Source organism: Anaerobacillus sp. QJM3NY_17 (assembly GCF_056173665.1).
The window spans coordinates 1,908,734-1,930,111 of the sequence record NZ_CM149685.1 but is presented as its reverse complement, the minus strand read 5'-3'; the positions used below and the strand labels follow the sequence as shown (position 1 = coordinate 1,930,111).

General features: G+C 42.9%; 18 protein-coding genes. All 18 read right to left on the bottom strand.

Annotation, left to right across the window (positions count from 1 at the left end; genetic code table 11):
• Positions 1 to 40: 40 nt before the first annotated feature.
• Positions 41 to 274, bottom strand: coding sequence for an RNA chaperone Hfq (gene hfq, locus AC0VYV_RS10250; protein WP_048309744.1), 234 nt, complete (start codon positions 272 to 274; stop codon positions 41 to 43).
• A 46-nt stretch (positions 275 to 320) separates the two neighbouring features.
• A complete protein-coding gene (miaA, locus tag AC0VYV_RS10245; protein WP_475367297.1) occupies positions 321 to 1,256 on the bottom strand; it encodes a tRNA (adenosine(37)-N6)-dimethylallyltransferase MiaA in 936 nt (311 codons plus the stop codon).
• A gap of 42 nt (positions 1,257 to 1,298) precedes the next feature.
• Entirely contained in the window at positions 1,299 to 3,182 is a 1,884-nt protein-coding gene (mutL, locus tag AC0VYV_RS10240) for a DNA mismatch repair endonuclease MutL (RefSeq protein WP_430242574.1), read from the bottom strand.
• 16 nt (positions 3,183 to 3,198) lie between these two features.
• Positions 3,199 to 5,796, bottom strand: a complete 2,598-nt coding sequence (mutS, locus tag AC0VYV_RS10235) for a DNA mismatch repair protein MutS (protein ID WP_475373731.1) — start codon at positions 5,794 to 5,796, stop codon at positions 3,199 to 3,201.
• A gap of 456 nt (positions 5,797 to 6,252) precedes the next feature.
• Positions 6,253 to 6,804, bottom strand: coding sequence for an outer spore coat protein CotE (locus AC0VYV_RS10230; protein WP_194221469.1), 552 nt, complete (start codon positions 6,802 to 6,804; stop codon positions 6,253 to 6,255).
• A 251-nt stretch (positions 6,805 to 7,055) separates the two neighbouring features.
• Positions 7,056 to 7,805: a phosphotransferase family protein gene (locus AC0VYV_RS10225; RefSeq protein ID WP_475374791.1), complete on the bottom strand. Its 750-nt coding sequence runs from the start codon at positions 7,803 to 7,805 to the stop codon at positions 7,056 to 7,058.
• 18 nt (positions 7,806 to 7,823) lie between these two features.
• Complete coding sequence (locus AC0VYV_RS10220; RefSeq protein ID WP_475373729.1) at positions 7,824 to 8,342, bottom strand: DUF6886 family protein; 519 nt, start codon at positions 8,340 to 8,342, stop codon at positions 7,824 to 7,826.
• A gap of 246 nt (positions 8,343 to 8,588) precedes the next feature.
• On the bottom strand, positions 8,589 to 9,005 hold the full coding sequence (locus AC0VYV_RS10215; protein WP_404682209.1) for a YlbF/YmcA family competence regulator: 417 nt from the start codon (positions 9,003 to 9,005) through the stop codon (positions 8,589 to 8,591).
• Positions 9,005 to 10,537: a tRNA (N6-isopentenyl adenosine(37)-C2)-methylthiotransferase MiaB gene (miaB, locus tag AC0VYV_RS10210; protein ID WP_283152218.1), complete on the bottom strand. Its 1,533-nt coding sequence runs from the start codon at positions 10,535 to 10,537 to the stop codon at positions 9,005 to 9,007. The genes AC0VYV_RS10215 and miaB overlap by 1 nt, the downstream gene beginning before the upstream one ends.
• 303 nt (positions 10,538 to 10,840) lie before the next feature.
• Positions 10,841 to 12,016, bottom strand: a complete 1,176-nt coding sequence (locus AC0VYV_RS10205) for a glycine C-acetyltransferase (protein WP_475374790.1) — start codon at positions 12,014 to 12,016, stop codon at positions 10,841 to 10,843.
• A 42-nt stretch (positions 12,017 to 12,058) separates the two neighbouring features.
• On the bottom strand, positions 12,059 to 13,099 hold the full coding sequence (tdh, locus tag AC0VYV_RS10200; RefSeq protein WP_194221463.1) for an L-threonine 3-dehydrogenase: 1,041 nt from the start codon (positions 13,097 to 13,099) through the stop codon (positions 12,059 to 12,061).
• Positions 13,100 to 13,286: 187 nt separating this feature from the next.
• Positions 13,287 to 14,153 (bottom strand): 2-oxoacid:ferredoxin oxidoreductase subunit beta, encoded by an 867-nt coding sequence (locus AC0VYV_RS10195; protein ID WP_194221462.1) that lies wholly within the window; start codon positions 14,151 to 14,153, stop codon positions 13,287 to 13,289.
• Positions 14,140 to 15,891: a 2-oxoacid:acceptor oxidoreductase subunit alpha gene (locus AC0VYV_RS10190; RefSeq protein WP_475368924.1), complete on the bottom strand. Its 1,752-nt coding sequence runs from the start codon at positions 15,889 to 15,891 to the stop codon at positions 14,140 to 14,142. The genes AC0VYV_RS10195 and AC0VYV_RS10190 overlap by 14 nt, the downstream gene beginning before the upstream one ends.
• A gap of 109 nt (positions 15,892 to 16,000) precedes the next feature.
• Complete coding sequence (locus tag AC0VYV_RS10185; RefSeq protein ID WP_194221460.1) at positions 16,001 to 16,924, bottom strand: dipeptidase; 924 nt, start codon at positions 16,922 to 16,924, stop codon at positions 16,001 to 16,003.
• 87 nt (positions 16,925 to 17,011) lie between these two features.
• Entirely contained in the window at positions 17,012 to 17,272 is a 261-nt protein-coding gene (spoVS, locus tag AC0VYV_RS10180; protein ID WP_044391806.1) for a stage V sporulation protein SpoVS, read from the bottom strand.
• 99 nt (positions 17,273 to 17,371) lie between these two features.
• Positions 17,372 to 18,166 (bottom strand): TIGR00282 family metallophosphoesterase, encoded by a 795-nt coding sequence (locus AC0VYV_RS10175; protein ID WP_226612874.1) that lies wholly within the window; start codon positions 18,164 to 18,166, stop codon positions 17,372 to 17,374.
• Positions 18,167 to 18,271: 105 nt separating this feature from the next.
• Positions 18,272 to 19,834, bottom strand: coding sequence for a ribonuclease Y (rny, locus tag AC0VYV_RS10170; RefSeq protein ID WP_475374789.1), 1,563 nt, complete (start codon positions 19,832 to 19,834; stop codon positions 18,272 to 18,274).
• Positions 19,835 to 20,214: 380 nt separating this feature from the next.
• On the bottom strand, positions 20,215 to 21,261 hold the full coding sequence (gene recA / locus AC0VYV_RS10165) for a recombinase RecA (protein WP_404682215.1): 1,047 nt from the start codon (positions 21,259 to 21,261) through the stop codon (positions 20,215 to 20,217).
• Positions 21,262 to 21,378: the final 117 nt, after the last annotated feature.

Genomic DNA, 21,378 nt, shown 5'->3' with positions numbered 1-21,378 from the left:
GTCCCCCATCCTGCATCAATCAGAACGAGGGCCTTTGTGTTTACTTGTCAGATTCAAAATTTATTTCAACTGATCGCTGTGGAGCGAAAGTAGAAATCGCATGTTTGTAAATCAACTGTTGCTTGCCATCGGACTCAAGGATAATCGTAAAATTATCAAATCCTTTGATCGTCCCTTTCAGCTGGAATCCGTTAAGCAGGTACACCGTTACAAAAACGTTGTCTTTTCTTAATTGGTTTAGAAATTGATCCTGGATGTTAATTTGCTGCTTCATTGTCAGTCCTCCTCTTTTTCTCTAAAGGCATTCCCTAACTACATTTCTAGCTATCTGCTAACTTTCCTGCAACAACTTTCAAGATTTCTTGAATTTTTTCTTCGCGAAGTTCTGTCATATCGTACCAGTCCATCGCCATTTGGTGACGAAACCACGTTAATTGACGCTTCGCATACCTTCTTGAATTCTGTTTTAACTCCATGATCGCATCTTCTAACGAAACGCGATCTTCCAAATAACGATAAATTTCTTTGTAACCAATCGCCTGCACAGATTGACAGTTCCGCACACCTTCATCATAGAGACGTTGCGCTTCTTCAAGCAGTCCTGCTTCTACCATCAGATCGACACGTTGATTAATGCGTTCATATAGGACATCCCGATCCATCATAAGACCCACATTCACAAGATTGTAAGGAGACTGTTCAGGTAATGCATCTTTAGAAGCAGAGACTGGTTCACCCGTCACGTGATAGACTTCTAATGCTCGTACCACTCTTCTCACATTGTTTGGGTGAATCGTTTCATAGCTAACAGGATCAACGTCTTTTAAGCGCGCATGGAATGTGATAGGTCCTTCTTTATCAGCCATCTGTTCTAGCTGTTCGCGATACTCAGGATCTTCTTTAGCTTCGGAAAAAGCATACTGGTGAGTAACGGATTTCACATAAAGACCTGTACCACCAGCGATAATCGGCACCTTCCCCCGACGATTAATATCCGTCACAAGCTCCGTTGCAAGCTTCTGAAATTCCGCTGCCGAAAAGCTTTCTGTAGGCTGCTTGATATCAATGAGATAATGAGGGATGCCCTCCATTTCATCTTCTGTTACTTTCGCCGTTCCGATATCCATACCGCGGTATATTTGCATCGAGTCGCCGCTAATGATTTCACCGTCGAGCGCTTTCGCAAGCTCAATGCTCGTCTTTGTTTTCCCTACGGCTGTCGGACCAAGAACGGTCACTAGTTTTTCTTTATTCATGATTCTCACGCACTTTCCTGCATTCTTTTCTCATTGTGCTCGTTACATCACTCTCTTAAACATTTTCTCCATCTCATACGTGGAGTAATGAATGATAATCGGACGACCGTGTGGACACGTGTATGGATCAATCGACTGCCTCAGCGTTTCAAGAAGCGTGAACACTTCATCATCACGTAAATGACGGTTCGCTTTAATGGATTTCTTACACGACATCATAATCGCCGCTTCCTCACGCAGCTTCTTAACGTCGATCCGACGATTATCAACGACCTCCTGAATCAATTCTTCAATCGTATTTTGTTCAGCTCCTTTGGGGAACCAAACGGGATGAGCGCTGACCATATAGCTATTCGGTCCAAATGATTCTAAGAAAACGCCAACCTTCGCAAGGTCATCAATTCGACTATCAATAATCGCCGACTCGGATGTGTTGTATTCTAGTGTAATCGGAACGAGAAGCTCCTGTACAACCGGATCAATCTCGCCGACTTTCTCACGATAAAATTCATACTTTATTCGCTCCTGTGCTGCATGCTGATCGATAATATACAGCCCATTCTCATTCTGTGCAAGGATATACGTTCCGTGCATTTGACCAATCGGATAAAGCGGAGGAATGCGTGAATCACTGTTCGTTTCCTTCACGTAGTCCATCGCCATCTCTAGCTCGTCCCGCGTTTCCCGTTCTCTAGAATGTGTTGAAGCGTCACTTGGTCTCGGCTCATATTGCTCTGTTTGGATCTCTTCCTTCACGCTAAAAGGTTGAGGAAACGATTCGGTCTGTTCATCCGAATGCTCCACTTTTCTATCAGGAGTCCATTCACGTCTAATCGGCACGTCCTCAGGCTCTTTATTCCGAACCTCATGTTGAAAATGAAATGCTGGCTGCTCAGTCTCAGGCTCCTTTTGCTTCGGTGGAGCTTGCTCCGGGATGAGTTCAATCTTCTTGAAGATGCCTTTAATCGCATTTTCAATCGCGAGTGCGAGATCCTGTTCCTTACTAATGCGCGCTTCCAATTTGGATGGATGGACGTTTACATCAATGAGCGTTGGATTCATTTTAATATGAAGAACGACAATAGGGTAACGACCGATAGGAAGAAGGGTATGGTAGCCCTGCTGAATCCCTTTTGATATCGGAAAATTTTTAATGTAACGCCCGTTAATGATGAGAGAAATATACTGACGGGAAGCACGTGTTAACTCTGGCTTCGCTGCATAGCCACTGACAGAAAAATCAATTGTTTCTGCCTGTAGTGGAAGCATTTTACGCGCTGTGTTATAGCCATATATCGCTGCGATTACTTGAAGCAGATCACCGTTTCCTGTCGTGGACAGAAGTTTTTTTCCATTATGAAAGAAGCGAAACGCAATATCCGGATGAGCCATTGCCTGACGGTTAATCACGTCAGCCACATTCGCAAGCTCCGTATGAACGGTTTTCATGTGTTTTAAGCGAGCTGGTGTATTGTAGAATAAGCCCGTGATGGTCATTTCCGTTCCTTTTCGACTATCCGTTGCTTTAAATTCCGCTACTTTGCCCGCTTCAATTTTGACGTACGTTCCAGCCGCTTCTCCTGTTGAGGTTTTTAATTCTAAGTGAGAAACCGCTGCGATACTCGGAAGAGCTTCCCCGCGGAAGCCGAGCGTTTCAATGTGAAACAAGTCTCGTTCATTTTTGATTTTACTCGTCGCATGACGGAAGAAAGCGAGCTTGCAATCTTCCTCATCCATTCCATTTCCGTTATCTACGATGCGAATTTTGGAAAGACCGCCCTCTTCAATTTCAATTGTGATTTCACTGCTTTCTGCATCAATGGCATTCTCCACTAGTTCCTTCACAACAGAGGCCGGTCTTTCCACCACTTCACCGGCAGCTATTTTGTTTGAAAGCTGATCATCAAGCTGTACGATCTTTCCCATCTTCCTCACCCTTTCTCTACGACTTTAACTGCTTCTTTAATTCATATAGTGTATTGATCGCGTCCATCGGCGTCATTTCCATAATATCCACTGACTTCAAGCGATCTAGAATCGCTTTCTCACCAGACGATCGTGCTGGCTTCTTCTTTTCCTCTGCTTGATCAAAGAAAGCAAGCTGCGCATCATCTTCTTTGACTTCGACCGTTTCTTTTTTCTCTACAGGTGTAGTTGGAGCGCCAGGCTCTGCCTCAAACTCAGCTAATATCGCTTCTGCACGCTGAATGAGCGCATCAGGTAAATTGGCAAGCTGCGCCACGTGAATACCGTAACTTTTATCAGCAGATCCATCATGAACGCGATGAAGGAAAACAACTCTGCCCTTCTCTTCAACCGCTTTAACGTGAACATTTTTCACGCGATCAAGGTCTTCCTCAAGCGTTGTTAGCTCATGATAGTGCGTTGAGAAGAGTGTCTTTGCTCTTACTTCACTATGCACATATTCAATAATTGACTGCGCAAGCGCCATGCCGTCATACGTTGACGTTCCGCGACCAATCTCATCAAGTAATATCAAGCTATCTTGCGTAGCACGCGTAATGGCGTAATTCGCTTCAAGCATTTCCACCATAAACGTACTTTGCCCAGCTGCAAGGTCATCTGCCGCACCGATTCGCGTAAAGATTTGATCAAACACAGGGAGCACAGCGGATTCCGCTGGTACAAAACATCCGATCTGCCCAAGGATCGAAATCAGGGCGAGCTGGCGCATGTACGTACTTTTACCACTCATGTTAGGACCTGTAATTAAGAGGATTTCACGATCGCGATCCATCATCACGTCGTTTGCCACATACTCTCGGCCTTTTAACATTTTCTCAACGACTGGATGACGTCCGCCTTCAACAGCCACTTTACGTTCTTTGGAGAAGACTGGCTTAGTGAAGCGATTTTCTTCACTTACAACCGCGAACGATTGAAGCACGTCGAGCTCACTAATTTTTCTCGCAAGCTGCTGAAGCTCAGGAATGTAAGTCTTCACTTCTTCACGTAAGTTCGCAAACAAGCTATATTCGAGATCAACAATCTTTTCTTCCGCTTCCAAAATGAGCGTTTCCTTCTCTTTTAGTTCAGGGGTAATAAAACGCTCTGCATTAGAAAGCGTCTGTTTCCGCTCATAACGACCTTCTGGAAGGTTCGGAAGGTTTGATCTTGTTACTTCGATATAATAACCAAATACTTTGTTGTAGCCAATTTTAAGAGATTTAATCCCCGTACGCTCTCGCTCTTGCATTTGGAGGGCCGCAATCCAGTCTTTGCCGTTCCGACTCGCATCGCGGTATTTATCGAGATCCGCATGATAGCCGTCTCGAATCATTTGCCCTTCTTTCACAGAAAGAGGCGGGTTATCTTCAATAGCTGCCTGTAGAAGCTGAACGAGATCATCACATGGGAGGATTTCCCCCGCAAGCTCATTCGCATATGGGTTATCAAGTGATCCCACTGCCTGCTTGATTTCTGGAATCTTCTCTAGCGATTTTCGCAACTGTACCAGATCACGAGCGTTTAGGTTTCCAAACGCCACTTTCCCTGCAAGTCGCTCAAGGTCATAGACGCCCTGAAGCTGTTCACGAATCGTCTCACGTTCAAAGAACTGCTTCATTAACGTCTCGACAAGCTCCTGACGCTTCTCGATTTCTCGCTGCTGTAAGAGCGGGCGCTCAACCCACTGCTTTAGTAATCGTCCGCCCATTGCTGTTACCGAACTATCAAGGAACCAGACGAGAGAGCCTGTCCGCTTTTTATCCCGGATCGTCTCCACTAGCTCGAGGTTTCGTTTGGAATTCACATCAAGTTTCATATATTGTGAAACGTGATAGTGGCGAAGCGGCTGAAGATGATCCATTGACCGCTTTTGTGTACGAATCAAATACTGAAGAAGTCGTCCAAACACCTGAAGAAGCTTCGGCTGATCGATATGGTCACTTAACTTCTGCAGCGATTCTGGAATCGTCACATCATCTTCAATCGATACGGTAACGGTCATTCGCTCTTGAATCGCTGTAGAAAGTGCCTCACTATCACTCGCAAGAATGACTTCGCGCGGGGCCAGATTCGAAAGCTCACCGATTACTTCATGATGATCGCCAGCTAAAATTGTTGCCATCGATTCACCTGTCGTTAAATCATTCGCCGCAAGCGCATAAGTCTCATCATCAAATGCGGAGATAGCCACAATGTAGTTATTTTCCTTTTCTTTAATTAAATGGTCCGACATCACCGTACCTGGCGTAATAAGCTGAACGACTTCTCTTCGAACGACGCCTTTCGCCTGTTTCGGATCTTCTGTTTGTTCACAAATCGCAATCTTATAACCTTTTGTCACTAGCTGTGATATATAGTTTTCAGCAGCATGATAAGGCACACCACACATCGGAATGCGGTCTTCTCCCCCACCATCTCTGCTCGTTAATGTAATCTCCAATTCCTTCGAAGCGCGCATCGCATCCTCGAAAAACATCTCATAAAAGTCGCCTAAACGAAAAAATAAAAAGGCATCCTGGTACTCTGCCTTAATCCGTAAATATTGTTCCATCATCGGGGTATATCGAGCCATGTTTCTTCTCCACCAATCTTAAATCTATTCAAATAACAGTATAGCATATCAGAAAAGCGGAGTGTGCCTGTTTAAATCCGTAGGACGTTGGAACCCCTGAGAATGAGACGTTTTATGTCTCAATCGAAGGGGTGAAACGACCGAAGGATTTGGCACACGCAGCTAGACAAGAAAAGCGGAGTGTGCCTGTTTAAATCCGTAGGACGTTGGAACCCCTGAGAATGAGACGTTTTATGTCTCAATCGAAGGGGTGAAACGACCGAAGGATTTGGCACACGCAGCTAGACAAGAAAAGCGGAGTGTGCCTGTTTAAATCCGTAGGATGTTGGAATCCCTGAGAATGAGACGTTTTATGTCTCAATCGAAGGGGTGAAACGACAAATTGGCGGTTAGACTCTACAAGCTCTTAATGACAAAATAAAAACCAGGAAGAAGGATTGCTTCTCCCTGGACGCACTATTCCTCTAGATCACCAATTAAAAAGTTCGGATCCAAATCTTCAAACTCTTCATCGTCTACATCATAATCCCAATCGTCATCATCGTCTCCGCAGCCATCCGGATTAACGTATACGCAAATTTTCGTTTCGCCAATCACTTCTACAAGAAACTCTCTTTCCACTTGAACAATGACCTTATGACCGCTCGGTGCAATAGTAGCTTCGAGACAGTTAGGCTCCTGTATCGCTTTTGCAACCACTTCTTCAGCAACACAGTCTTTGTCTTTGTAGCGAAGAGGAATTTCTTCATGATATTTGACTGTTTCTGTTACGACTTCTGTTTTCGTATTATGGCTGTAAGAGTACCAGATATTAATGTCATAAGAGCCTTCCACCTGTACAACGTCACCACGCTTCTTCGCAGTGAATTGATTGTTAATAATCCAGCAACCCAAAATACTAGAAGGCTTATGGTTTGGTGTTACTGTGTTTGTATCCTGTGTGAATTTACGCCCTTTTCCGCAAACAGCTTTGGCGAATATCTCTCTGTAATTATATTCCTCTGACATCGATCATACCTCCTCTTCCAATCTTCATTCTCATCCTATGCAAGACAAACGACCAGTGTTCCTCTTTTTTTACTTCAACATGAAATAACATGACCAACACCATAAAATAAATGTTTTCTTATATATAAAGGCTGTTCCACTATCAGTCTATGTCTCGAATGTCCAATGCTTTACAACCTTTTCGTATTTTTCTTAAAAAAGTATGGTATGTGAAAATTATATATAGAAATAAGTTAAGCCTGAGAGGCGTTTTATCCTCTCAGGCTTAACTTATCTACAATCTCTAATAGACGATCGCTGTCTTCTGATAATACTCCTTCTGATAACCGTGCCCCCGCAATAATCGGAGCCCAATCCATGATTTCATCTTTTGATAAGCCACTTTTTATGCAATAGAGCTGTAAATACAGTTCCGCTAATGCGCTTGAAAATTGCGTATACAATAGATACGTTCTGTAAACATCTGCTCGGCTATCCCCAGCGCTAGCATCGACCCAATCAATAATCGTTACTTGATCGTCCATAATCAGATTAAATAGATGAAAATCACCGTGACAAAGCTGCTTCTTAACTGGCATTTCACTCAATTTGAGGAGTAACGCTGTTTTTTGAGATTGACTTAATCGCTCCGCTGCACCTATTTGGCGTGTTAGCTTTTCGGTCATCGGTTCAAACGAGTCGGCGCTAATTTGATGAATCCTTTGTTGAATGTCAATGGACATCTCCATATAGTGCTGTGCTAGATTTCTATTTTCTAAAAGTAGCTCACCTAACGTGCGACCGCTGATTTTTTCCATCATGATCGCCTGTCTACCATCTTTTTTCGTTACCTCAATGACTTTCGGTACCGGAAGTCCTTTTGATAAAGCGTAACGTTGCTTCTCAGCTTCATAGAAAGAGATTCCTTCTGGAAGGTCTTCACGAAACACTTTCACAATTTTATCTTGAACGATGTAAACTTTCGCTGTATTTCCAGCAGCGATTGGATGACCAAGCTCCATCTGACTACTCCTCTCTTTTTAATTTCTTGAACGAGCAAACCTCATTCGGCACATGGACCACTGAAGCGTTGTATGTTGGATCTCATCATAGATATCCCACAGCTGATCAACAAACCTTACTTCTACCTGACGACGGAATAGCTCCTGAATGGGGTGATCTATTTCAATCTTATCCATTGGAACTTGGGTGGTTTCGCTTACATAATAGCCAGCATTCTCGTCTTGGAGCTTAAAATGCATCGCATTAAACTCATACAAATAGAGTTTAGTTCGAGTCATCGTTTCAAACCAGCTATTTTCAAGGACGATCACATGCTGACAACTCGAAGATAGATATGTTTGCTTATCTGCATCTGAAGTATTTCGCCCGACGTGAAAGCAAACGCGCGGACAATTTCGAGGTGTTAAAAAGTTAGGTAAACAAATTTCGTTAACGCCCCAAACAAGTCCTATTGATTGGTCAAGATCTTTACGCGTAGGAATCCTTGGGTGAAATTCTTGAATATCGTCTTCTTCACTTACATGAAAAATACGCACACCATTGCCTCCTCCAGGATTACGCTATTCAGGCTATAACGCCATTAACCTTTCGCTATTAAAATACATAGAAACTCTTCCGTTTGAAGAAATAGCTTATGTAGTCTCTTTGTTCACTTTAACATAATTATCCAATATAATAAGTGACTATTTCAAAAAACAGTTTGCATCCAATCAAAAAAAGCCTTCCAATAAACCATTGGAAGGCTTTCGTATTCAAGTTAAATGATGAAGATATGGAAGCTATTACTTACAACCAGGTCCCTGCTGACTTGAGCCAGTAGTTCCTTCAAGTACGTTTCCACCAGTTGATTCGATAATTTCATCTGTTACCGTGTTAGAAATCGTGTTTGCCACAAGTTGAAGCAGGTCATTCACATCCGACTGCGAGCGCTTGAATTCCTGTACGACAGGAATTTCATCAAGCTGCTGCATGAGTTTATCAATACGCTCATCCTTCTCCTTCAATGCTTCATGCTTGCTGTAGTGCTGAAGATTAACCGCTTCTTTTTGCTCTAGTTTAATACGAGCAATCAGACTTTGAACCTTTTTGTTTTCGTTAATCTTTTCTTCTGCACGTTTGAAGAAATCAACTTCTTCTGTTTCAGATACGAGCTTCGCAAGATCTTTCGCTTTTGAAATTACTTCCATTCTTGATATCATTATGCATTCACCTCAGCCGTTTTTTCGATGTATTCCCCATCAAGTGACCACGTTTTTGCTTTTGTGATTTTCACCTGAACAATTTGACCAACTAACGATTTAGGACCTCTAAAGTTCACAACTTTGTTCTTGCTTGTATAGCCAGAAAGAACGTCTGCGTTTTTCTTACTTTCCCCTTCAACAAGCACTTCTACGATCTGTCCTTCAAAAACAGCGTTGTTTTTGGCAGCCATTTCATTCACAAGGGCATTCAACCGCTGAAGGCGTTCTTTCTTCACTTCCATTGGGACGTTATCTTTCATTTTAGCAGCTGGTGTACCATCACGCTGGGAGTAAATGAACGTATACGCACTGTCATACTCTACTTCCTTCACAAGCTCCATCGTTTCTTCGAATTGCTCATCCGTTTCATTAGGGAACCCTACGATGATATCTGTTGTAAAGGTTGCGTTAGGCATAACCTTTTTAATCTTACTAACTAGTTCTAAATACGTTTCACGTGTGTAGCGACGGTTCATTAATTTCAGAACTTCATTGCTTCCACTTTGCACAGGAAGGTGAATATGATCAACTAAGTTACCGCCCTGACCGAGCACTTCCACAAGACGATCATCAAAGTCACGTGGATGGCTCGTCGTGAAGCGAACTCTAGGAATATCAATCTTATGAATCTCGTTCATAAGATCACCAAGTCCATACTCGATGTCTTCTAAATCTTTCCCGTAGGCGTTTACATTCTGTCCGAGAAGCGTCACTTCTTTATAGCCTTTAGCAGCTAAATGGCGTACTTCTTGAATAATATCTTCAGGGCGTCGGCTTCTTTCTTTCCCTCGTGTATAAGGAACAATGCAATATGTACAGAATTTATCACAGCCGTACATGATATTAACCCATGCTTTGATTTCACCTTTTCTCGTTCTAGGAAGGTTCTCAATAATGTCGCCTTCTTTAGACCATACTTCCATGACCATTTCTTTACCGAAGACAGCTTGCTCCATCAGTTCTGGAAGACGGTGAATGTTATGTGTTCCAAAGATTAAATCAACAAATTGATGCTTCTGCATAATACGGTTTACGACAGATTCTTCCTGTGACATACACCCACATACGCCAATGATTAAATCGGGATTTTCCATTTTCAACGGTTTTAGATGACCGAGCTCACCAAATACTTTGTTCTCCGCGTTTTCACGAATCGCACACGTATTTAGGAGAACAACATCCGCCTCTGTGACCTCCGTTGTAGCTTCAAATCCCATTTCTTCAAAAATTCCTGCCATTACTTCTGTATCGTGTTCATTCATTTGACATCCGTACGTACGAATCAAAAACTTTTTATCTTTCCCAAGGTTTTTAATATTCTCTGGAATCTCAAAATCGTAATGAACGTTTACATTTTCTTTCCCTCTGCGCTTGGCATCTTTTAAGTTAGGTGCCTGGTACGTTGTCTGGAAATATTTCGCGAAATCTTCCGTTGTTTTCTCTGTTTTCTTTACATTGATTTGCGAATCCAGACGCTGTTGTTCGTTCATGTCGTTCGACTCCTTTCTAATTAAAAAGGATGACCCTGCTATGAAAAAGAGCATAATGCTCCTAAACTTAGAAAAAACCTCGCTAATAGAAATCACTTCTATAAAAGCTTCGTTTTATACGTTATCCTTTATTGTCAATTAAGAAATGTGTAACTAATGGACATTCCTTTATTATAAGGGGTTCAGAGTATTTAATCAATAAAACCTGGAAAAGGAGTAAGCCCAGGATAGATGAAATAAAGCAGATGTGGGTACAAAATTATCCTAAAAAAAGAGAGGGATCGCTCCCCCTCCGTCTTTCATTTATAAAATTCCAAGCTCTTTTCCAGACTTTTCAAATGCATCTAGTGCTTCTTGAAGATCTTCTTTTGAATGTTGAGCCGTTACGATCGTACGAACGCGGCCTTTTCCTTTAGCAACGGTAGGGAACGCTATGCCCTGCGCAAAAACGCCGTTCTCAAATAGTTTATCAGAGAATTTATGTGTGAGCGCTTCGTCACCAATGATGACAGGTGTTACTGGTGTCTCACTAATGCCTGTGTCAAAACCAAGTTCTTTCAAGCCGGCTTTAAAGAACTTCGTGTTATCCCAAAGCTTCTCGATCAACTTTGGCTCTTCCACAAGAACGTCGATTGCCGCTGAGCAAGCCGCTGTTACAGCTGGAGGATGAGAAGTACTAAACAAGAATGGACGACCTTTATGGATCAGGTAATCGCGAAGTGTTTTTGTACTTGCAATGTAACCACCTAGAACGCCAATTGCTTTACTAAGCGTACCAACTTGGATGTGAACGCGTCCGTTTAAGCCGAAGTGGTCAACCGTACCGCGACCGTTCTCCCCAAGTACACCACTCGCGTGCGCGTCATCAACCATCACAAGCGCATCATACTTTTCACAAAGCTCGACAATTTCAGTTAGCGGTGCAATGTTTCCGTCCATTGAGAAAACACCATCCGTTACAACAAGACGTGTACGATAATCTTGTGTTTCTTTCAGTGCGTTCTCAAGGTCTTCCATGTCCGTATGCTTGTAAATACGACGTCCCGCTTTTGTTAAGCGAATGCCGTCAATGATCGAAGCGTGGTTTAGTTCATCAGAAATCACGACGTCTTCTTTCGATAGGATCGCTGAAAGGACTGCTTGATTCGTTGCAAATCCTGATTGAAGAACGAGCGCCGCTTCTGTGTGCTTGAACTCAGCAAGCTTTTCTTCAAACTGTTCGTGCATTGAAAGCGTTCCTGCAATCGTTCGAACAGAACCTGTTCCTGCACCGTATTTTTCAACTGCTTCAATCGCTGCTTGTTTCATTTTCGGATGGTCCGTCAGTCCGAGATAGTTGTTTGATGACAGCTGAATGACGTTTTTTCCTTTAATCGTAACGCGTGACCCTTGAGCGGATTCAAGCGGAATTAAATTACGAAACACGCCTTCCTCTTGCATTTGATCGAGCTCTTCTTGGAGATATTCAAAACCTTTCATTGATCGGCCTCCTCATTATTATGTAATGGCTCAATTTGAGCCTTATGGATGTAATACTACCTTACCACATTTACCCTCGATCATTAATTCGAAGCCTTTTTCAAAGTCTTCAAGCGGGAAGTGATGCGTAATCATTGGCTCCACATCTACCTGACCTGACTGCAATAATCCAGAAACCTGGCGCCATGTTTCAAACATTTTTCTTCCAGTAATTCCTTGAACGGTAATCCCTTTGAAAACAATGTCATTTGTCACATCAATTTCAACTGGTCGCACCGGTAAACTTAGAATAGAAACGCGGCCACCGTTTGTCACCATTTTGAAGCCCTGGTTCATTGCAATCGGATGTCCTGACATCTCGCATACAACGTCAACGCCATGACCATTTGTTAGCTCCTTCACAACTTGAAGAGGGTCTTCATTTCGTGAATTAATGACGGTTGTTGCACCCATCTCTTTCGCAAGATCAAGACGATAGTCATTTAGATCAAGTGCAATGACCTGTGATGCGCCAGCTGCTTTCGCTACACCTACAGCCATAATACCGATTGGTCCACAGCCAATGATCGCTACGGTCTTTCCTGCTACATCTCCAGCGAGTACAGTATGTACTGCGTTCCCCATTGGCTCTTGAACAGAAGCGACATCGAATGAAAGAGACTCAGGATTTTTCCATATGTTTTGTGATGGAAGAGCCACATATTCCGCAAAACAGCCGTCCGTATCAACACCGATGATTTTCGTATTTTCGCAAATATGAAACTTCCCTGTTAAACATTGTGGACATTGATTGCAGACAATATGAGTTTCAGCTGAAACATGATCTCCAACCTCAAGGTTAGTTACGTTCTTACCTTTTTCTACAACCACTCCAGCAAATTCATGACCGAAAACATATGGAGGGTTTACGCGGCTCTGAGACCATTCATCCCACGTATAAATATGTACATCTGTTCCGCAAATCGATGTTGCTTTTACTTGAATTAATACTTCATTATCATTAATTTGTGGAATATCAACGGTTTGTAGCTGAGCACCCTTTGCACGTTCATGCTTTACAATCGCCTTCATTTTTCCTTCCACAGCGTACACCTCACTTTTTCAAAACATTCTCTAATCACTGTTATCACAACTATACTATCATTTATTATTTATCACGTAAAGGTGAACTGTCCTCCACACGCGGACAGTTATAGTTTTATTTATGGAATGGGATAACGACAAAATCCCCATAAAAAAACCCTTCTACACAGAAGGGTTCATGTTAGTATTACATAAATTCAGCCATTAATTCCGAGAACTTCTCCTCTGGAAGCGATAGCTCCTGCTTCGATAAGGCATCTGCACTATATCCTCTTACGGACTCTTGATAAGAAGGGCGATTAGGGTTGTGATATATAAGACCTTTTACCAATCCGTCGTGTTCCATTAATGTTTGCATCGCCATCATTCGATTTTTCGGATCATATCCTTCGATATCATTCAAGCTAATGAGGTTCTGTTTAAACCAGTCATACGTATTTACTTTGTTAAACGTAACGCACGGGCTAAACACATTAATTAAAGAGAAGCCTTTATGTTGAATTCCTTGCTCTATGATCGCTACAAGGTCCTTTAAATCTGTTGAAAAGCTTTGGGCCACAAAGCCACAGCCGCTTGAGAGCGCAAGTTCCATAATCGATAAAGACGACTCAATGGAACCTGTAGGCGTACTTTTTGTTTTAAAGCCTTCTGCACTCGTTGGAGAAGTCTGTCCTTTCGTTAGACCATAAATTTGATTGTCCATCACGATATAGGTAATATCAATATTTCGTCGCATCGCATGAATCGTATGCCCCATACCGATTGCGAAGCCGTCCCCATCTCCGCCTGATGCAATAACCGTTAATTCTCGGTTTGCCATCTTCACGCCCTGTGCAATAGGAAGGGACCTGCCATGTATCCCATGAAAGCCATACGCGTTAATATACCCACTTATACGACCAGAGCAACCAATGCCGGAAATTACAGCAAGATCATCTGGTTCAAGACCTACATTTGCTGCCGCGCGCTGAATGGCCGCTTGAACCGAGAAATCTCCACAGCCAGGACACCAGTTAGGTTTTACCTGATTCCGAAAATCTTTAAATGTGGCCATTCGCTAACATCTCCTTGCATTGTTGGTGGATGTCTCCAGGTAGAAATGGATTTCCATCGTATTTCAATAGACTTTCAATTTTCTCCCCATAACCTACATTCATTTTTACGAGACTTGCAAGCTGACCAGTCGCATTGTGTTCAATGACAATCACTTTCTTTGCAGCCTGTAACATTGGCCTAAGCTCATCTGCAGGGAAAGGATGGACAAGTCGGATTTGCGCGTGGTTTACTTTTAATCCATCTGCTTCAAGTCTTGGCATTACTTCTTCAATACTTCCTCTCGTCGAATTAAAACCAATCAGAAGCACATCTGGCTCTTCATGCTGCTCCACTTTAAAAATAGGCTGTGGAAATGATAAATTGCTGATTTTACGAAGCCTCTTCTCCATCTGATCTTTTCGATTCTGCGGAACCTCAGATGGCTTTCCTGTCTCATCATGTTCTACTCCTGTGACATGAAAAATACCATTTTTCGTTCCAGGAATCACGCGATTCGATATCCCATCATCAGTAACTTCAAAGCGTTTAAAATATGATTTATCTTCTCGCTCAGCGATTGCGTCATCATTTAACTTCCCTCGACGAATCTTGATTTTATTGTAATCGAGCGGTTCAACACTTTGTTTTCCTAATGATAATTGAAGATCAGATAGTAGAATGACCGGACACTGATATTCCTCAGCAAGATTGAATGCTTCAATCGCATCATAAAATGCTTCTTCCACGGTACTTGGTGCAATCACTATCTTAGGAATCTCTCCATGTGTGCCGTAAATCATCGCCAGTAAATCAGACTGTTCTTGTTTAGTAGGAAGTCCCGTACTCGGTCCCCCACGCTGCGTATCAACGATCACAAGAGGCGTTTCAGTAATACCAGATAAGCCTATAGCCTCCATCATAAGGGATAAACCTGGCCCTGCGGATGCGGTTAACGTTCGAACGCCTGCGTAATTTGAGCCAATGGCCATCGTTGCAGCCGCAATTTCATCTTCCGTCTGCACGACCGTCCCACCAAACTCTGGCAGCTTCTTAATTAAGTATTCCATGATTTCTGATGCTGGCGTAATTGGGTATGCAGCCATTAACCTTGCCCCTCCCGCCAGGGCACCAAGCGCGATCGCATCATTTCCAATCATGAACATACGGTGCTTTCCATCCGCTTTTTTTAACGAAAGCGTTTGAACACGATTACCCGCGGATTCATTGTAAGCATCAGCGCCACGCTGAATCGCCTCCATGTTATTGTTCACAACTTTTTCGCCTTTACGGCCAAATATCTCTTCCACGACAGCTTGATACGTCGCAGTATCAATTCCTAACGCCGCGCTTGTTGCGCCAATTGCCACCATATTCTTCATCAGTGATGTCCCTAGCTCAGTTGCGATTTCAGTAAAGGGAATGATCACGAGCGTCGCCTGACATTTCTCAGGCTTCACTGGCTTGAATTTGGCATCACCGATAATAATTCCTTTACTATGAAGCTCATGAGCATTCACATCAATTGTTTCCTGATCAAACGCAATAAGCATGTCAAGGTCATCTGAGACCGCTCGAACTTCTTTCGTACTAACACGGATCTTATTATTCGTATGCCCGCCTTTGATACGGGACGAGAAATGCCGGTAACCATACAAGTAGTAGCCAAGTCGATTTAATGCGATCGCAAATATTTCTCCTGTACTATCTATTCCTTCACCCTGCTGTCCTCCAACTTTCCACGAAAGTTGTTCGATCATAACGTCCCACCCTTTCTAATCTAGTACCTGAAACCGCTTGCTTATATTACTAGTTCGAAATAGGATGATAATTCCCTGCTCACGAAGCTCACAATTACTAAATTCTTACTTACTCAGGCATTCTAGCCATAAAGTTTTCACCTAAAAACCCATTTACTTGGTCATCATTGTAATAACGATGTAGCTCCTCAATAAGTCGAGGATAGTCGCTGTAGCATGTTAAATCTTTCGGAACTTGATCAATTCCATCAAAATCAGAGCCAAGTCCGATATTTTCCGCGCCACCGAGGCTACAGATGTGTTCAATATGATGGATAATATCCGAAACACTTGCATTCCGGTCATTTCGTAGAAACTTAGGCACAAACGTCACGCCGATCAAGGAATTCTTTTCAATTAGCGCCGATAACTGTTGATTATCCAAGTTTCTTGGATGGGTGCAAATGGCTTTGGCATTCGAGTGAGAAGCGATGACGTAGCGCCCTTGCTCTAACACATCCCAAAATGCTCGTACTGAAAGATGCGAAACATCCGTCCACACTCGATGCTGGTTATGTAAATCGACAACGCTTCTTCCAAAATCAGTTAACCCTGCGCCCCTTGATTCAAGAATACCGTCTGCCGTTGCATTCCCATAATTCCACGTTAATCCAACCGATCGCACACCAAGTCGAATGAGCGTTTTAAGCCTTGTTGCTTCACTCCCTATTGCATCTACGCCTTCTAGCGTGAGCATCGCTCCTATTTTCCCATCAGGAAGCTGCTCTGCCTCTTTTTTGGAATAAACCGCAACAACATCCTCATATGGCTTGATAACCTTCTCATGGAAAATCTCAACCATTTCAAGAGCACAATCAAATTTAGCGGAAGCTGGCACGCTTTCTGGAACATAGATCGCAAAGAGCTGTAGCTTTGCTCCTGCCCTTCTCATTTGCTCAAGGTTTGTATGAAGTCCTTCCCCATTTTCAAAGGAAAGCGATGGATTTAACCACATTTTACATAATACGTCACAGTGTGCATCTACTATATTCATTAAGATCCCCCTTCATTCTTCTGCGTTTCAAATTAAAGTATAAAAAACCTGTTTGTAAAAACAAACAGGTTTTTCTGACGGAATGATTTAGCGAGGCTCTACAATGAGCTTAATTGCGGTACGCTCTTCACCATCAATTAAAATATCGGTGAAAGCAGGGATACAAATGAGGTCAACGCCACTAGGTGCTACAAACCCTCTTGCGATGGCTACTGCTTTAACAGCTTGATTTAATGCACCTGCTCCAATCGCTTGAATCTCGGCATTACCGCGTTCCCTAAGGACGCCCGCAAGTGCACCAGCTACAGAATTAGGATTGGATTTTGCTGAAACTTTTAATATATCCATTATAGCCCCTCCTTAATTTGATCATCCATTACCACTCTAGACTATATTCCTTGTAAGAAGCTTGTATTCCTGCTGTTTCCGTCATCTTTTCAAAACGTTTTAATCATAGAATGGATGGTCGTCATTGATCGCAATCCGTTGAATCTTTGTTGCCTTACCAGTTTTTGGATCTAGTGTTAAAAAGACCCCACTAAGTTGTTCCCGACCTTTTGTTACTTCAAACCTTACAGGCATTGTCGTAAGGAACTTCTTAATTACCGCTTCACGCTCCATACCAAGAATACCATCGTAAGGACCTGTCATTCCTGCATCTGTCATATAAGCCGTTCCACCTGGCAAGATGCGCTCATCAGCTGTTTGAACGTGAGTATGTGTTCCAACGACTGCCGTCACTCTTCCATCAAGATACCAGCCCATCGCCTGTTTTTCACTCGTTGTTTCTGCATGAAAATCAACAAAAATGACCGGTGTTCTCTCTCTCATCTCTTCAATCAGTTCATCCGCTTTACGGAACGGATCATCCATCGCAGGAAGAAACGTTCTTCCCTGCAAGTTAATGACACCTACTTCAACACCATTAATGTTCACAATCGTTGAACCGTTTCCTGGCGTTCCTTCTGGGAAGTTAGCTGGTCTAACGAGTTTAGGAGCACGATCGATAAATTCAAAAATTTCTCGGTTGTCCCATGTATGATTACCCATCGTAATGACTTGAGCGCCTGACTCAAGAAAGCCACGGTAGATCTTCTCTGTAATGCCGCGACCACTTGCCGCATTCTCGCCATTCACAATCGTAAAAGTAGGTTTGTATTTTTTCTTTAAGCGAGGTAAATAAGTAGAAATCATATTGCGTCCGGGAGAGCCAACAACGTCTCCAATAAAAAGTATATTCATTATAATGCTCCAATCTCTTAGTTCATTCTTTATCAGTTTATCAAAAGAAAGTATGATTCGTAAGTTTTAGGTGAAATTAAATAAAGCGATGCACGCGGCATCGCTTTATTTTGCATACTCAACTGCCCTTGTTTCACGGATGACCGTGACCTTAATGTGCCCAGGGTAGTCCAGTTCATTTTCAATTTTCTTCGTAATTTCTCGTGCGAGACGATATGATGAAACGTCATCAACAAGATCAGGCTTAACCATGATCCTGATTTCTCGGCCAGCTTGAATCGCGAATGATTTCTCAACGCCTTCAAACGACTCTGAAATTTCCTCAAGTTTCTCAAGACGACGAATATACGTCTCAAGTGTTTCACGACGCGCTCCCGGACGTGCAGCTGACAATGCATCGGCTGCTGCCACAAGCGTTGAAATTACTGATGTTGCTTCCGTATCACCATGGTGAGATGCGATTGCATTAATAACAACCGGATGCTCTTTATACTTCGTCGCAAGCTCTACGCCAATTTCAACGTGGCTACCTTCGACTTCGTGGTCAATCGCTTTACCAAGGTCATGAAGGAGACCAGCGCGACGTGCTAACTGTACGTCTTCTCCAAGCTCTGCGGCCATAAGGCCCGTTAGATAAGCAACTTCCATGGAATGCTTCAAGACATTCTGTCCATAACTTGTACGGAATTTCAAACGGCCCAGGATCTTAATGAGATCCGGGTGGAGTCCGTGAACTCCAATTTCAAATGTGGATTGTTCTCCAACTTCGCGAATGTATTCATCCACTTCCCTGCGTGATTTCTCAACCATTTCTTCAATTCGTGCAGGGTGAATTCTTCCATCCTGTACGAGATTATCCAGGGCATTACGAGCAATTTCTCTTCGTATCGGATCAAAACCGGACAGAATAACTGCCTCAGGTGTATCATCGATAATCAAGTCAATTCCCGTTAACGTTTCAAGAGTTCGAATGTTTCGGCCTTCACGACCGATGATTCGACCTTTCATCTCATCATTAGGCAGGTTTACAACGGAAACCGTTGTTTCTGCAACATGATCCGCTGCACAGCGCTGAATCGCAAGCGAAAGTACTTCTCTCGCTTTCTTATCAGCTTCTTCTTTCGCATAGTTCTCGCGCTCTTTCACCATCTGCGCCAGCTCATGCTCAAGCTCCTGCTCACTTTCACGGAAGATGATTTGCTTCGCTTCTTCCCTTGTTAAACCGGAAATTCGCTGAAGCTCGTGTTGTTGCTCTTGAAGCAACTCCTCCACTTTGCCTTCCATCTCTTCAATTTGCCGTTGTTTTTTGGTGAGAGAGTCCTCTCTTCTTTCGAGGGAATCCTCTTTTTTGTCAAGAGTCTCACTTTTGCGATCAAGGACCTCTTCTTTTTGTACCAAACGATTCTCTTGTTTTTGTAACTCATTTCTGCGTTCACGAATTTCACGCTCAGCTTCAACACGAAGATTATGATTCTCGTCCTTCGCTTCAAGCATAGCTTCCTTCTTCAAAGCTTCAGCGTCGTTTTTACCTTCTTTGATAATCCGTTGCGCTTCCATTTCTGCACTGGAGATTTTCGCTTCAGCAATCGTTTTGCGAACAAGAAATCCAACAACTGCTCCGACGACTGCAGAGACCAGCATAGTGGAGATGATGATCACTATATCCATCGAACTCACCTCCTCCTGCTATCAACTTGTTGGTTTGCTGTCATGTTAATTCTTAGTACCACTTGCAAAATTTCAATCCAGCACATTTCATCTGTTAAGAATAAAGTATAATTCTACTAGAAAATTATAATTATACAATTAATATTGTATCTTTCAGAGTAAAGGTTGTCAAGAGAGCACATCAGGGCAAAATCCCTTCAAATAACTCATTATTGCTCTTTTTTTCGCCTTGAACTCTTAGTGAAATTGCCTTGATTGAGCGGTCATTCACTGCCTGATCATGGAAATTCAGCTCTCTATGTCAGTACAACGTTTCGTATCGACAGACTATGTAAGTAGATAAAAAGCCGGCCATTATGACCGACTTTCTATCAAGCGTCTTATTCTTCTTCAGGTAGAAGCGTATCTTTACCTGCAGCTGATTCATCTAGCTGCTTATCTGCATCAAGATTGTGATGAGCGCGAATACGCCCTTCAATTTCAGCTTCCATTGCTGGGTTTTCTTTCAAGAATTGCTTTGCATTTTCACGGCCCTGCCCAAGACGTTCGCCTTCGAAAGAGAACCATGCGCCGCTCTTCTGAACAATTTCAAGGTTTGAACCAATGTCAAGGATCTCACCTTGCTTAGAAATCCCTTCTCCGTACATAATGTCAACTTCTGCTTGTTTAAACGGCGGAGCGACCTTGTTCTTGACAACTTTAATACGCGTTTTGTTACCGACCATGTCGTTACCCTGCTTCAGCGTTTCAGCACGACGAACTTCTAATCGAACAGATGAATAGAACTTCAGCGCACGTCCGCCTGGAGTTGTTTCTGGGTTCCCGAACATAACCCCAACTTTCTCGCGAATCTGGTTAATAAAGACCGCGGTAGTTTTGGATTTATTAATCGCACCTGAAAGCTTACGAAGCGCTTGAGACATTAGACGCGCCTGCAAACCAACGTGTGCATCTCCCATTTCACCTTCGATTTCTGCCTTTGGTACAAGAGCAGCTACGGAGTCAACTACAACCATATCAACTGCACCGCTTCGTACGAGAGCTTCAGCAATTTCTAGGGCTTGTTCTCCTGTATCAGGTTGAGAAAGTAGTAGCTCATCGATGTTAACACCAAGCTTTTCTGCATAAACCGGATCCAGAGCGTGCTCAGCATCAATAAAAGCAGCCTGGCCACCGTTACGCTGTACTTCTGCGATAGCGTGAAGGGCAACTGTTGTTTTACCAGAAGATTCCGGGCCGTATACTTCGATAACACGACCTCTTGGATAACCGCCCACACCAAGAGCAATATCAAGAGCCAGTGAACCAGTTGATACTGTAGAGACTCTTTGCTCAGCTTGTTCGCCGAGTTTCATGATTGAACCTTTACCGAATTGTTTTTCTATTTGTCTAAGTGCCATATCTAAGGCAGCTTTACGATCACTCACGAATGAATTCCTCCTCGTTATTAAACTATCACTATCATATCTCTTTTTAGGTGATTTGCCAATAGAAAACCGAACATTTATTCGTCTTTTTTTATTTTCTACCCTATTGACTTTTCA

Bases quoted from the DNA above. Each gene is read 5' to 3' on its own strand.
- miaB (WP_283152218.1), bottom strand. From the start codon at position 10,537: ATGAACGAACAACAGCGTCTGGATTCGCAAATCAATGTAAAGAAAACA.
- AC0VYV_RS10195 (WP_194221462.1), bottom strand. From the start codon at position 14,153: ATGGCCACATTTAAAGATTTTCGGAATCAGGTAAAACCTAACTGGTGT.
- AC0VYV_RS10205 (WP_475374790.1), bottom strand. From the start codon at position 12,016: ATGAAAGGTTTTGAATATCTCCAAGAAGAGCTCGATCAAATGCAAGAG.
- spoVS (WP_044391806.1), bottom strand. From the start codon at position 17,272: ATGGATATATTAAAAGTTTCAGCAAAATCCAATCCTAATTCTGTAGCT.
- AC0VYV_RS10185 (WP_194221460.1), bottom strand. From the start codon at position 16,924: ATGAATATAGTAGATGCACACTGTGACGTATTATGTAAAATGTGGTTA.
- mutS (WP_475373731.1), bottom strand. From the start codon at position 5,796: ATGGCTCGATATACCCCGATGATGGAACAATATTTACGGATTAAGGCA.
- AC0VYV_RS10175 (WP_226612874.1), bottom strand. From the start codon at position 18,166: ATGAATATACTTTTTATTGGAGACGTTGTTGGCTCTCCCGGACGCAAT.
- AC0VYV_RS10190 (WP_475368924.1), bottom strand. From the start codon at position 15,891: ATGATCGAACAACTTTCGTGGAAAGTTGGAGGACAGCAGGGTGAAGGA.
- rny (WP_475374789.1), bottom strand. From the start codon at position 19,834: ATGGATATAGTGATCATCATCTCCACTATGCTGGTCTCTGCAGTCGTC.
- mutL (WP_430242574.1), bottom strand. From the start codon at position 3,182: ATGGGAAAGATCGTACAGCTTGATGATCAGCTTTCAAACAAAATAGCT.
- AC0VYV_RS10215 (WP_404682209.1), bottom strand. From the start codon at position 9,005: ATGATATCAAGAATGGAAGTAATTTCAAAAGCGAAAGATCTTGCGAAG.
- hfq (WP_048309744.1), bottom strand. From the start codon at position 274: ATGAAGCAGCAAATTAACATCCAGGATCAATTTCTAAACCAATTAAGA.
- AC0VYV_RS10225 (WP_475374791.1), bottom strand. From the start codon at position 7,805: ATGGAGCTTGGTCATCCAATCGCTGCTGGAAATACAGCGAAAGTTTAC.
- AC0VYV_RS10230 (WP_194221469.1), bottom strand. From the start codon at position 6,804: ATGTCAGAGGAATATAATTACAGAGAGATATTCGCCAAAGCTGTTTGC.
- miaA (WP_475367297.1), bottom strand. From the start codon at position 1,256: ATGAATAAAGAAAAACTAGTGACCGTTCTTGGTCCGACAGCCGTAGGG.